Here is a 12,446-nt window from a genome sequence, read left to right as displayed (position 1 = left end):
GGGTCGGTTTGATTCCACGACTCAGCTGGTCTCGCGCGCCACCCACCCCTGCAGGTCGTCGCCGCGGATGGCGGCGGCCATCAGCTCCGGGAACTGGTCCGGTGTGCACGCGAACGCCGGGACGCCCAGCTCGGCCAGTGCCGCCGCGTTCTCGTGGTCGTATGACGGGGCGCCCGAGTCGGACAGGGCCAGCAGCGTCACCACCTGGACCCCGGCGTTCACCAGCTCGCCGACGCGGTGCAGCAGCTCGTCCTCGTCGCCGCCCTCGTACAGGTCGCTGATCAGCACCAGCAGCGTGCGCTCCGGGCGCTCGACCAGGCCCTCGCAGTACGCGATCGCCCGGTTGATGTCGGTGCCGCCGCCCAGCTGGGTGCCGAACAGAACGTCGACCGGATCGGCCAGGTGCTCGGTCAGGTCCGCCACCTCGGTGTCGAACGCGACGAACGACGTCCGCAGCGCCCGCATCGAGGCCAGCACCGCGCCGAACAGCCCGGAGTACACCACCGACTCCGCCATCGAGCCCGACTGGTCGACGGCCAGGATCACGTCCCGCTGCACCGCCTGCTGCCGCCGCCCGAAGCCGATCAGGCGCTCCGGCACGATCGTGCGCAGCTCGGGGGAGTAGTGCTTGAGGTTCGCGTGGATCGTGCGCGCCCAGTCGACGTCGCCCGGGCGGGGCCGGTGCGTGCGCGAGGCCTTGTCCAGCGCGCCCCTGATCGCCGCGCGGGTGCGCTCGGCGAGGCGCTCCTCCAGCTCCTGGACCACCTTGCGGACGACTTCCCGCGCGGTCTCCTTCGTCTCCTCGGGCAGCACGCCGTTCAGCGAGAGCAGCGTCCCGACCAGGTGCACGTCGGGCTCGACCGCCGACAGCAGCTCCTTCTCCAGCAGCATCCGGGTCAGCCCGAGCCGATCCACGGCGTCGCGCTGCATCACCTGCACCACCGTGCTCGGGAAGTAGCGGCGGATGTCGCCCAGCCAGCGCGCGACCCGGGGCGCCGACGCGCCCAGGTTCGCCCCGCGCGGCCCGCCCGCGGCCTCCTCGTCCGGCTTGTCGTAGAGGGCGGCCAGCACCTGGTCGACCCCACTGTCCTCATCGGACAGCTCGGTGTCGGCCAGCCCCGAGCCGGGCCCGGCACCCTCGCCGCCCAGCACCAGCCGCCAGCGCCGCAGCCGGTCGTCGATTTCCGCGCTCACGCACCCACCCCCAGCAGTGCCGCCAGGACGGGCAGCACGCGCTCCGCCCGGTCCTCGGCCAGTTCGTCGGCCACCGGCGCGAGCCGGGCGGGCCCGCTCAGGCCGGCCGCCCGGTGCCCGATCGCCCGTTTTTCGGGTCCGCTGAACGCGCCGAACGTCCGGCGCAGCAACGGAAGCACCTCGGTGAAGACCTCCGGCGGGATCGCCGCGAGCCAGGCGTCGATCACCCGCAGCAGGCCTTTGTCGTGCACCAGCAGCAGCGCGCCGCCGTCGAAGAAGCCTTCGACGTACGCCGCCCCCGCCGACGGCGTGATGCCCGGCGTCAGCGCCCGGCCCAGCCGCAGCTCGATGTCGAGCGTGTCGAGAAGGCCGCTGTCGTGCAGGATCCGGGTGAGCCGCCCGGCCAGCAGCGGCGGCAGCGACGGCCGCTCCGCGAGCCGGGCCAGCGCCGCGAGCCAGCGTTCCTTGGCGTCGTCGCCCAGCAACGACGTCGCATCGTGCACGCCGTCGACCAGCGCGGCCAGCCGGGCCGCCGCGTCGTCGTCGATGCCGTGCGCAGCCGGTGGCAGCCCGGCGCAGATCCGGTCGAGCATGCGGTCGGCGACCGCGCGCAGCGCGCCGGTGTCGGTGCCGCGCACGTTGCCGTAGCGGGTCGCCCTCGCCAGCGCGGGCAGCGCGGACATCAGCCGCGCGACGTCCGCGTCGGCCGCCGCCCGGGCGTCGAGCGCCGCGAGCGCTTCGGGCAGCGCCTCCGGCAGGTCGGCGAGCAGGCAGTTCTCGACCGCCGTGGTGACCTCGTCCAGGGGTGGCGTGCCCTCGACGGTGCCGCGGACCGCGGCCGTGGCCGCCGAAGGCACGGTGGTGCCGTGCACCGCCGCCGCGACGAGGTCGACCTCGAACGACGGTTCCCAGGCCAGCGCCCAGGTTTCCCGGAACGTGCCCTTGTTCCGCCGGGCCGACGCCTCCCGGCTGCCCCACTCGATGCCGAGGATCCGCAGCCGGTGCAGCAGCTTCGAGCGGTCGAGCCCGCCGGGCGTGCGCAGGTCGAGGTCGAGCTCCTTGACGACCGGGTCCTTCTTGAGCCGCAGGCGTTTCGCCGTCGCGGTCAGGTCCGCGGCCAGGGGCGGCTGCGGCACCCGGTCGGGGACCTCGCCGAGCCGTTCGCCGACCACCAGCCGCCGGGTGACCAGTTCGACCTGCACCTCGTCGCCGCCGCACAGCACGGACCGGGTGGCTTCGGTGACCTCGGCGAGCCCGGCCGACGACCGCCCGCGCAGCGTCGCGAGCGTCTCGGCCAGCCGGACGGCTTCGATGACGTGCGCGGTCGAGACCGGCAGGTCTTCTTCCCGCAGCACCCCGGCGACGCCGGTCAGCCAGCGGGTGGTGACGTCCTCGGCCGTGGTGAACAGGTGGTGGTACCAGCCCGGCGACCGCACGCCGGCGCCGTACCCGCTGGCGGTGGCCAGGCGGCCGTGCGTCCACGGCACCCAGGTGCACGCGACCTTCCGCTTCGGCAGTCCTTTGAGGACGGCCTGGTCGTGCGACGCCGGCGGCAGCGGGTCGGCCAGCGCCGGCACGTGCCACGCGCCGCAGACGACGGCGATGTTTTCGAAGCCGTCCTTGCGGGTGCGGCGCAGCACCGAGCGCATGTACGCCTCGCGTCGCGCTTCTGCGCCCCGCGGCGGTTCTTCGTCCTCCCGCACCGCGGTCATCGCCTCGGCGATCACCTCGAACGGGCTTTCGGTGTCGCGCCGGGACTCGACGACGTCGTCCCACCAGCGTTCCGGGTCGTCGTAACCCCCGGCCGAAGCCAGCAGCGCCAGGGGGTCGACCGGCGGGCCGGCGTGCTCGTCCGGCCCCGCGGCGAACGTGTGCGCGGCCGGGAGGTCGCAGAACCGCACCGGGATCCCGGCCTCGCGGGCGTAGGCAAGCGCTTGCCATTCCGGGCTGAAGACGGCGAACGGCCAGAACGCGGCCCGCGAGACGTCGTCGGTCGCGTACGCCAGCAGCGCGATCGGCGGCGCCATCGCCGGGTCTTCGGTCAGCTCGACCAGGACGTCGGCTTCGGGCGGGCCCTCGATGAGCACGATGTCGGGCTCGAGTTCGGCGAGCCGCGCCGCCACGGCCCGGGCGGATCCCGGGCCGTGGTGGCGGATGCCGAGCAGGTGGGTCGCCGTCACGAAATCTCCTGGCCCGCCCGGTAGAAGTCGGCCCAGCCGTCGCGCTCGCGGACCACCGTCTCCAGGTACTCGATCCAGATCGCGCGGTCGGCCACCGGGTCCTTGACCACCGCGCCGTGGATGCCGGCCGCGACGTCGTGCGGGCGCAGCACGCCGTCGCCGAAGTGCGCCGCCAGCGCGAGCCCGCCGGTGAGCACGCTGATCGCCTCCGCGGTCGACAGCGTGCCGGACGGCGACTTCACCGCCGTGCGGCCGTCTTCGGTGCGGCCCGAGCGCAGCTCGCGGAACACCGTGACCACCCGGCGGATCTCGGCCAGTTCGGCGGCTTCGACGGGCAGCTGCAGCGACTTGCCCAGCTCCGCGACCCGCCTGCTGACGATCTCGACCTCCGCGTCGGCGCTGTCCGGCAGCGGCAGCACGACGGTGTTGAACCGGCGCCGCAGCGCGCTCGACAGCTCGTTGACGCCCTTGTCGCGGTTGTTGGCCGTCGCGATCAGGTTGAAGCCCGGCCGGGCCTGCACCTCGGTGCCCAGCTCCGGGATCGGCAGCGTCTTCTCGGACAGGATCGTGATCAGCGAGTCCTGGACGTCGGCCGGGATGCGCGTGAGCTCCTCGAGCCGGGCCAGCTTGCCGTCCCGCATCGCGTGCAGCAGCGGGCTTTCGACGAGCGCGGCGGGGCTCGGGCCCTCGGCGATCAGCCGGGCGTAGTTCCAGCCGTAGCGGATGGACTCCTCGGACGTGCCCGCCGTGCCCTGCACCAGCAGCGTCGAGTCGCCGCTGATCGCGGCCGACAGGTGTTCGGACACCCACGTCTTCGCCGTGCCCGGCACGCCGAGCAGCAGCAGCGCGCGGTCGGTGGCCAGCGTGGCGACCGCCACCTCGATCAGCCGGCGGGGGCCGACGTACTTCGGCGTGAGCACGGTGCCGTCCGGCAGGGTGCCGCCGAGCAGGTATTCGACGACGGCCCACGGCGAAAGGTGCCAGTTCGGCGGCTTCGCCCGGTCGTCGGCGGCGGCCAGCGCGGCCAGCTCGGCGGCGTGGTCCTGCTCGGCGTGCGGCCGGAGGACGGTGGCGGGGGCGGTCATGCGAGCTCCTCGTACATTTCGCGGCGGAAGTTCAGCGTTTCGGTGAGCGCCCGGCGCCACGGCCCGGCGTCCATGGTCAGGCGGGTGGTGGCCAGCGGGTGGCGCAGGCACTGCGCCGGGACCGCCCGCGCGATCACGACGGCGGCGTGCGAGACCAGGCGGTGGTCGTCCTGGCGGGCGATCCAGTCGAGCAGGGCGGTGCCGAGCTCCTTGGTCCACGGCCGGGGCAGCTCGTGCACCAGCCGCGCGAACGACTCGACGGGCAGCCGGCTGACCAGGTGCCCGACCGTGGCGGCCTGGGCCGCCGGGCTCAGCACGCCCAGCAGCGGTGGCGTGGTGCGCCCGCCGGGGTCGGCGCCGATCAGCGCCTTCGCCCAGGTCTCGTCGCCTTGGCGGACGGCGGCGGTGGCCCAGGAATCGCGCAGCACGGCGGCCGGGCACCCCTCGACGCTCATCCGCACCACCTCGGCGGGCGGCCCGAACTCGGTCCAGAAGGCCAGGGGAGCGGCCGCGACGAGGGTGCGCAGCCGGACGGTGCCCTCACCGCGTTCGCCTTGTGGCAGCGCGATTTCGAGCACCCGGTTCCGGCGGCGGACCAGCGGGCGCAGCCGTTCGGCCATGCTTTCGCCGTACCGGGTGCCGGGCAGCCGCCCGAGCAGCTCGGCGGCCCGCTCCCGGACGGCGGCCGCCCGATCGCTCAGCGCGGCTTCGAGGAAGGCTTCGTCCTCGGGCCGCACGTGCGCGGCGAGCACGCCGAGGAAGTCCGAGCGGACGTCGGCGGGTTCGCTCTTCCAGGAACCGGCGAGGGCTTCGCGGGCTTCCCCGGGCGCTTCGGCCAGCTTGGCGGCCAGCCAGCGGCGGCGCTGGGCGAGGCTGCCGTACTGCCAGACGTCTTGTGTCCCAACGGTTTCCGCCGGGGCGGCGAGGAAGGACCAGTCCGGGTTCCGCTGCCCGAGCCAGGCCCCGACGGGCCCGGCGACCGCCACGAGCGGCCCGCGAAGGGCGGCTTTGGTGCGCGCGGCTTCGGCGAGCAGCGGAAGGGTTTCGGGCGGGACGCGGTAGCGGGTGCCGGCGACGATGCCGAGCCATTCGAGGAGCAGGTCGGGATGACTGGCGGCGAGCAGCCGGGCCAGCCGTTCCCGGGCGAGCGGCGGAACGAAGGCCCGCTCGTCGGCCGCGGCGACGGGCAGCGGCCGCACCTCCCGCAGCGGCTCCCGCCCGGCCCGCCGGTAGCTGGTGAGCACAGCCGCGGCGGCGAGCAGTTGCTCGGCCGGGTCGTCCCGGCCCTCGGCGAGCGGCCGGACGGCGGCCGGCTGGTTCGCGAGGTCGAGCGCGCGGCGGCGGGTGCCGAGGAGGGCGGTGCCGACGAGATCTTCCCAGGCTTTCACGGTTTCACCGCCTTCTGGAGTGAGTGGGTCCGGGTGCGGCCGGTCGGAGAGAGGTGGTGGGCCGGCGAGGTCGGGGCTGCGGCGCGTGCCGAGGAGGAGGTGCCGGTCGGGTTCGGGGCGCCGGTTGCAGGGAGGTGGTTGGTGGGTGGCCGGGTGGCCGGTCGTCGGCTGGCGGGGTCGAGGGTGTGGTGGTGGGCGCCGGTCGGACGGGGGTGGCCGGGTGGCCGGGTGGCCGGTCGTCGGCTGGCGGGGTCGAGGGTGTGGCGGTGGGCGCCGGTCGGAGGGGGGTGGCCGGGTGGCTGGGTGGCCGGTTGTCGGCTGGCGGGGTCGAGGGTGTGGTGGTGGGCGCCGGTCGGAGGGGGGTGGCCGGGTGGCTGGGTGGCCGGTTGTCGGCTGGCGGGGTCGAGGGTGCGGTGGCGGGCGCCGGTTGCAGGGAGAAGCTCGGCGGCCGGCCGGGCGGAGAGGGCGAGCGTGCCGTGGGTCCGGGACAGGTTCACAGCCGCACCGCCCGGTCTTCGTGCCAGCACGTCAACGGGCGCAGGCCGGCTTGGCTCCACTCGCCCGCCACCGTCAGTGGCCGGCCCGCTGACATCGCCAGCAGGGGCCACGGGAACGCGTACGGGACCAGGGGGAGTGCTGTTCCGTCCTTTTCGGACAGGCACCAGCCGCCCGGGTGTTCGGCCGGGGTGACCGCCGACAGGAGGACCGGCCAGCGTTCCAGCCAGGGGTCGGCGGCCATGGCCTCCGCGTACGCCGCCAGCGCGTCCGAAATGGAACCGCCCTCGGCGGCCGGGGCCGCGAGCGGGATGCCGCGCTCCACCACCAGGGCCCGCAGTGGCGCCGCGCCCGGGTAGAACGCCAGCTCCGCCGTGAGCAGGTGACCCGGTGGCAGCGACGCGTCCAGTGGGCGGCCCGGTGGCGCGAACGACAGCACCAGCGCGTCCCGGCCCGTGCCGCGGCCGCGCAGCCACGTGCGGCGGGTGAGCAGCCGGTCGTTCTCCTCGTCGGCCGCGCCGGTGATCAGCCATTCGTCCGACACGCGCTCGCCGGTCTCCAGGACCCGGGCCGTCTCCACCGAGAAGCCGAGCCGGGTCCGGACGGTCTCCGCCAGGGGCGGCGGCAGCGAATCCAGCCGGCCGGCCGCGTCCGCCAGCAAGTACAGCAGTGACAGCTCGGAGAGCAGCGCCTCCGGCCAGTCGCGGCGGCCGACGGTGGCGGCCGCCCGGCGCAGGCCGCCCGCCAGCCCGGACGCCTGTGCGTCGACCATCCGGGCCGCGACCGTGCGCAGCTCTTCGCCGCCGTTGCGGTCGAAACCCGCGAACCCGGCGCCGATCCGGTCGGTCAGCCAGACCTTCAGCTCGGCCACACCACCTTCGACGCGCGCGGCACGTTCCCCCGCGCGGCGAGCAGCGGCCTCTTCGTCCTTCGGCCCGGCCGCCTCCGCGCGCTTCTCCGCCCGACGGGCGCGGTCGGCGCGTTCGGCCAGCCACGTGTGCACCCACTCCGGCGCGGGTCCGGCGTCGATCCGCCCGGCCGCCCACAGCAGCAGCAGTCCCAGCGCGTGCTTGCACGGGAACTTCCGGCTGGGACAGGAACACCGGAACGCGGGCTCGGCGAGCTCGACGCACGTCTGGTACGGCTTCTTGCCACTGCCCTGGCAGAAGCCCCACACGGCGTCTTCGGACGCGCCCGCGCCGGACCACTTCGCCGGCGCCGCGAGCGCCCGGCCCGCCTTCTCCGACGCGGGATCCGGCGCCAGCCCGGTCACGCGCTCCGCGGTCCACGGCACCGCCGTCACCACCTGTCCCCCCACTGTGCTCCCTCGCTTTCCGGTACTCGCTGAAGCATGCCAGCACCCACCGACAATTTCCGGAAGCGTTGACGAACGGGCCTATTCCAGTACTAGAATAAGCCCGTGCTCACCGACGCGGAACTGACGGTGCTCGGCCTGGTGGTTGAGCGGCCGAGGCACGGCTACGAACTCGACGAAGTCGTGTCCGAACGCGGCATGCGCGAGTGGACGGCGCTCGGCTTCAGCTCGATCTACTACGTGCTCGGCAAACTCCGCGACCGCGGCCTGGTCGCCGAGGTCGAGCAGGACCGCGCGCACGCCAAGGCGAAGAAGACCTACACGGCGACGGACGCGGGCCGGAAAGCGTGCGCGGCCGCGGCGGAAGCCGCCATCGCCGAACTGCGCCCGGTGCACCCGCCGCTGCTCGTCGGCCTGGCGAACAGCCCGGTCGTGGCGCCCGGCCGGGTCGCCGCGGCGCTGGCCCGGCGGGCCGAAGCGGTCGGGGAGCGGCTGGCCGAGGTCCGGCGCGCCGCCGCGGCCCAGCCGGACGCGCCGCCGTTCGTCCGGGCGATCTTCGACTACTCGATCGCGCAGCTCGAAGCGGAAGCCGCGTGGCTGGAGGGGATGTCCTGATGCCGTACGACCTCAAGAAAGAGCTGAAGCAGCTCTACGCGCCCAAGAACACCGGCTGGGCGCTGCTCGACGTGCCGGAGCAGCGGTTCCTCGCGATCGACGGCCGCGGCAACCCGAACGCGGCCGAGAGCTACAAGACAGCCGTCGAAGCGCTGTACGCCTTCGCGTACACGATCAAGATGACGGCGAAGCGCGCCGGTCAGGACTTCGTGGTCGGCCCGCTGGAAGGCCTGTGGTGGGCGGACGACTACGCGGCCTTCACCGTGCGGGCCAAGGACACCTGGCAGTGGACGATGCTGATCGCGCAGCCGCCGTGGATCGGCGAGGACGCCGTGGAGGAGGCCCGGGAAACCGTGCGGCGCAAGAAGAAGATCGACGCGCCGGTCCGGTTCGAGAAGCTGCACGAGGGTCGTTGCGCGCAGGCGCTGCACGTCGGTTCGTACGACGACGAGGGCCCGTTGCTGGCGCAGCTGCACGGCGAATTCCTCGAGCGGCGGGGATTGCGGCCGACCGGGTTGCACCACGAGGTCTACCTCGGCGATCCGCGCCGGGTGGCGCCCGAGAAGCTCAAGACCGTGCTGCGTCAGCCGGTGGGCTGATCCAGCGCGGCGAGTCCCCGCTCCCAGCGCTCCCGCCGCTGCGCGGAAGTCTGCTCCCACCACGGTTCGCCGCGCTCGCCCAGCGCCACCTTCGCGAGCTGGGTGCGCTCGCGGTCCTGGACGCGCCGGGCCGCCATCAGGTGCTTCTGCAGCCGGTCGCGGACGTCGGCCGGGATCTCCGGGTCCGTCGCGCGCCAGCGGCGGCCGTTCACCACGATGTACCGGCCGTCGGGCGTGTGCTCGGGCATCAGTACTCGGAGGTCGCCGGCCAGGTGTCGTCGTGCAGGAGGCGCTTGAGGATCTTGCCCGTCGCGTTGCGGGGGAGGTCCGGCACGAAGTAGACGTCCCGCGGCACGGCGAACCGCGCCAGCCGCTGGTGGATGTACGCCCGGATGTCCTCGGCGTGCAGGGAAGCGCCGCGCCGCGGCACGACGTACGCCGCCAGGCGCTGGCCCCACTCCGCGTCCGCCACCCCGACCACCGCCGCGTCGTGGACGCCGGGCAGCGCGACCAGTGCCTCCTCGACCGGGCGCGGGAAGACGTTCTCGCCACCGGACACGATCATTTCGTCGGCCCGGCCGGTGACGAACAGGCGGCCCGCCGCGTCGAGGTAGCCGACGTCGCCGGTGGCCATCAAGTCCGCCGCGCGCGCCGGGTCGGTGCCGTTGGTGTAGCCGTCGAAGAGCATGTCGTTGCCGACGAAGATCTGGCCCTCGCCGCCCGGTGGCACCGGCTTGCGGTCCTCGTCGAGGATGGCCAGGCGGGTGCCGAGCAGGCAGCGGCCGGCCGTGGTCGGGGCCGCGCGCAGGTCGGCGGGGTCGGCGATGCTCGCCCAGGACACCTCGGTCGAGCCGTAGAAGTTGTAGAGGACGTCGCCGAAGGTGTCCATGAACGACGTCACGAACGCGCCGGACATCGCCGAGCCGCTGCTCGCCACGATCCGCAGCGACGACAGGTCGTAGCGCGCGCGGACGCGTTCGGGCAGGTCCATGATCCGCTGCAGCATGATCGGCACGACGAACAGCGCGTCGCACTTCTGCTCGGCGATCGTCCGCAGCGTCTCTTCGGCGTCGAACTTGCGGGTCAGCGCCAGCGACGCCCGCAGCGCCATGCCGAGCTGCATCGCGGCGAGGCCCCAGCTGTGGAACAACGGCGCCGCGACGAGGATCCGGTCCGAGGCGCGCAGCGGGATGCGGTCGAGGATCGCCGCGGCGGACCCCAGTCCCTTCGGCGTGGGACGGCGGGCACCCTTCGGCGTCCCGGTGGTGCCGGAGGTGAGCACGACCAGCCGGCCCGGCCGCTCGACCGGCTTCGGCGGGTCGGCGGGCGCGGCGTGGATCAGCTCGTCGACGGTCGGGTAGCCGGCGTCGGCGTCCGGCCAGGTGCTGATCCGGGCGAAGTCGCCGGGGACGTTCGCGATGGTCTGCGCGAACTCGTCGTCGGCCAGCACGGCGGACGGCTTGTGCTCGGCGAGCACGTCCTTGACCGAAGCCGCGGACAGGCCGGTGTTCAGCAGGACGACGTCGGCGCCGAGCTTGCTGGCCGCGACGAACGACTCGACCATCGCGGAGTGGTTGCGGCACATCAGCGCGATCCGGTCGCGTTCGGCGACGCCGAGCTCGCTCAGCGCGTTGGCGAGCCGGTTGCTGCGCTCCTGGACCTGGCGGAAGGTGCGGAGGTTGCGCTCGTCGTGCAGTGCCGGTTCGTCGGGGACGCGGCCCGCGGCGGCCTGGTAGCCGCCCGCGACGGTGGCGCCCCACTGCGCGAGGGATTGGAGCTGGCGGGCCAGCTTGTCCGGCCGGGCCGGGCTGAGCACGCCGGCGCGCAGCAGCACGCTCGTGGTGCGCAGCTTGGTCGCCTTGTTGCCGTCGCGGTCGGCGTCGGGGTCGTACTGCCCGGCCAGGTGCAGGTCGAGCCGCCGGGCCAGCGCGCGGACGTCCTTCTTGATCGACGAGACCAGGTCCAGGTACGCCGGCGGCAGCATCATCCGGACGAACAGCTCGGTCTTGCCGCCCGCCAGGGGTCTCAGCTCCAGGGAGACCCACGTGCCCTCGTCCGGGACGCCGCACCACACCACGTGCTCGCCCGGCCGGTACACGACGGCCTGCACCTGGGCCTCCAGCATCGGCCCGCGTTCCGGGACGATCCGGATCACGCCCTTCGGCCCGCGGCCGCGCGAGGCCGGTTCCTGGACCTCGCACCAGCTGATCTCCGGGACGAACCGCGCGTACCACTCCGGCGATCCGACGATCTGCCACACCACGTCCGGCGTGTGCCCGACCACGGCACTCGCCTCGACCACATCGTCACGCATCGTCTGCCCTCACCGAAGTGTCACCGAACACACGTTCAGGTCACGGAGGCGTCACAGTAACAGCAAACGGGTGATCACGGATACTCCGAACGGCCAGATACCGGTGAGTAACGGACACTCGTAGTAGGTCTTCCTAATGTCCACAGTAGACCGATTAACGGCGTTCACCGAGCATAGCGGGCAAACGGCGTTCACCGGCGAGCCGCCGGGGCCGCCGATGGCGTGAGCAGGCCTGATACGGCCCGTGTTCGGGGCCGTCCGGGATTACCGGGCATAACGGGCAACCAGCTCCGCGCCCAGGCGGGCCAGCTCGGCCCGCACCGACTCCGGGCCTTCGACGTCGACGAGCGCACCCCAGCCCGCCAGCTCCTGCGCGATCATGATCGGCGCGGGGGCCGCGACCCGCACCCGAACGCGGTCACCCGGCAGCTCGGCGACGAGCTCGCAGTGCCGCCCGAACCGGTCCCGCATGACGCCGAGGTGGCGCCGGGCCAGCACCACGTCCGCGGCCAGCGGCGAACGGCGCTTCTCGACCTCCTCGACGACCTCCTCCCACACCTTCGCCGGCTCCAGGTCCGTCGGCCGGTCCGCCGTCTCCCCGGTGGCGGTGGCGGCGGCGATCCGGTCGACGCGGAACGTCCGGCGGCCCTCGGCCGTGCCCGCGACCAGGTACCAGACGTCGTCCTTGTCGACCAGGCCCCACGGGTCGACCAGCCGGTCCGACCGCTCGCGGCCGGCGTAGGTCAAGCGGAGGCGGCGGCGGGCGATGACGGCGTCCCGCAGCAGCTCGACCATCGGCGGCCGGTCCTTCGGGCGCTCGCCCCAGCCGGTCCGGTCGACGACGACCGCGTCCGCCGCCGCTTCGGCGTCCGCCCGGAACGTGCCGGGCAGCGCGCCCATGAGCTTGCGCAGCGCCGACTTGACCTCCGGCGCGGCGGCCGCGGCCGGGCCGGCCAGGAGGAACAGCGCCTGCGCTTCGCGGGCGCTCAAGCCGGAGAGGTCGGTGCGCGCCCCGCCGACGAGCTGCCACCCGCCGCCGCGGCCGGGCTGCGGGTAGACCGGCACCCCGGCGGCCGAGAGGGCTTCGAGGTCGCGGCGGGCGGTGGCCACGGAGATCTCCAGCTCTTCGGCCAGCTCGCCCGCGGTGACGCGGCCGCGGGTCTGCATCAGCAGGAGGGTGGCCACGAGTCGGTCGGCGCGCATGGGAGAAGTGTCGCAGGAAAAGTGCTCACTCCCTGCACACTTTTACCCCGCATGATGG

General features: G+C 73.9%; 10 protein-coding genes. 2 read left to right on the top strand and 8 right to left on the bottom strand.

The window, feature by feature from the left end; genetic code table 11:
* Nucleotides 1–21 precede the first annotated feature (21 nt).
* From AB5J73_RS43765 to AB5J73_RS43745, 5 genes are all read right to left on the bottom strand, one after another.
* Nucleotides 22–1,194, bottom strand: coding sequence for a VWA domain-containing protein (locus AB5J73_RS43765; RefSeq protein ID WP_370965325.1), 1,173 nt, complete (start codon nt 1,192–1,194; stop codon nt 22–24).
* Nucleotides 1,191–3,374: a DUF5682 family protein gene (locus AB5J73_RS43760; protein WP_370965323.1), complete on the bottom strand. Its 2,184-nt coding sequence runs from the start codon at nt 3,372–3,374 to the stop codon at nt 1,191–1,193. The genes AB5J73_RS43765 and AB5J73_RS43760 overlap by 4 nt, the downstream gene beginning before the upstream one ends.
* Nucleotides 3,371–4,459 (bottom strand): AAA family ATPase, encoded by a 1,089-nt coding sequence (locus AB5J73_RS43755; protein ID WP_370965321.1) that lies wholly within the window; start codon nt 4,457–4,459, stop codon nt 3,371–3,373. The genes AB5J73_RS43760 and AB5J73_RS43755 overlap by 4 nt, the downstream gene beginning before the upstream one ends.
* On the bottom strand, nt 4,456–5,847 hold the full coding sequence (locus AB5J73_RS43750) for a DUF5691 domain-containing protein (RefSeq protein WP_370965319.1): 1,392 nt from the start codon (nt 5,845–5,847) through the stop codon (nt 4,456–4,458). The genes AB5J73_RS43755 and AB5J73_RS43750 overlap by 4 nt, the downstream gene beginning before the upstream one ends.
* Nucleotides 5,848–6,340: 493 nt before the next feature.
* A complete protein-coding gene (locus tag AB5J73_RS43745; protein ID WP_370973500.1) occupies nt 6,341–7,648 on the bottom strand; it encodes an SWIM zinc finger family protein in 1,308 nt (435 codons plus the stop codon).
* 114 nt (nt 7,649–7,762) lie between these two features.
* Between AB5J73_RS43745 and AB5J73_RS43740 the strand changes: the two genes are divergently transcribed.
* Together AB5J73_RS43740 and AB5J73_RS43735 are read left to right on the top strand one after the other, a co-directional pair.
* On the top strand, nt 7,763–8,272 hold the full coding sequence (locus tag AB5J73_RS43740; RefSeq protein WP_370965317.1) for a PadR family transcriptional regulator: 510 nt from the start codon (nt 7,763–7,765) through the stop codon (nt 8,270–8,272).
* Nucleotides 8,272–8,871, top strand: coding sequence for a GyrI-like domain-containing protein (locus AB5J73_RS43735; protein ID WP_370965315.1), 600 nt, complete (start codon nt 8,272–8,274; stop codon nt 8,869–8,871). The genes AB5J73_RS43740 and AB5J73_RS43735 overlap by 1 nt, the downstream gene beginning before the upstream one ends.
* Here AB5J73_RS43735 and AB5J73_RS43730 read toward each other — a convergent pair.
* The 3 genes from AB5J73_RS43730 to AB5J73_RS43720 form a co-directional block, all read right to left on the bottom strand.
* A complete protein-coding gene (locus tag AB5J73_RS43730; protein WP_370965313.1) occupies nt 8,856–9,119 on the bottom strand; it encodes a hypothetical protein in 264 nt (87 codons plus the stop codon). The genes AB5J73_RS43735 and AB5J73_RS43730 overlap by 16 nt on opposite strands.
* The gene (locus AB5J73_RS43725) at nt 9,119–11,185 is read right to left on the bottom strand and encodes an AMP-binding protein (protein ID WP_370965311.1); all 2,067 of its coding nucleotides are present in this window, start codon (nt 11,183–11,185) and stop codon (nt 9,119–9,121) included. Before AB5J73_RS43725 ends, AB5J73_RS43730 begins: the two co-directional genes overlap by 1 nt.
* A 264-nt stretch (nt 11,186–11,449) precedes the next feature.
* Nucleotides 11,450–12,388, bottom strand: coding sequence for a helix-turn-helix transcriptional regulator (locus AB5J73_RS43720; protein WP_370965309.1), 939 nt, complete (start codon nt 12,386–12,388; stop codon nt 11,450–11,452).
* Nucleotides 12,389–12,446 lie beyond the last annotated feature (58 nt).

Origin of the sequence: Amycolatopsis sp. cg9, from assembly GCF_041346945.1 — a bacterium.
Taxonomy (GTDB): Bacteria; Actinomycetota; Actinomycetes; order Mycobacteriales; family Pseudonocardiaceae; genus Amycolatopsis.
Note: the sequence above shows the minus strand (reverse complement) of the source record. Positions and strands in the feature narration are given on the sequence as shown.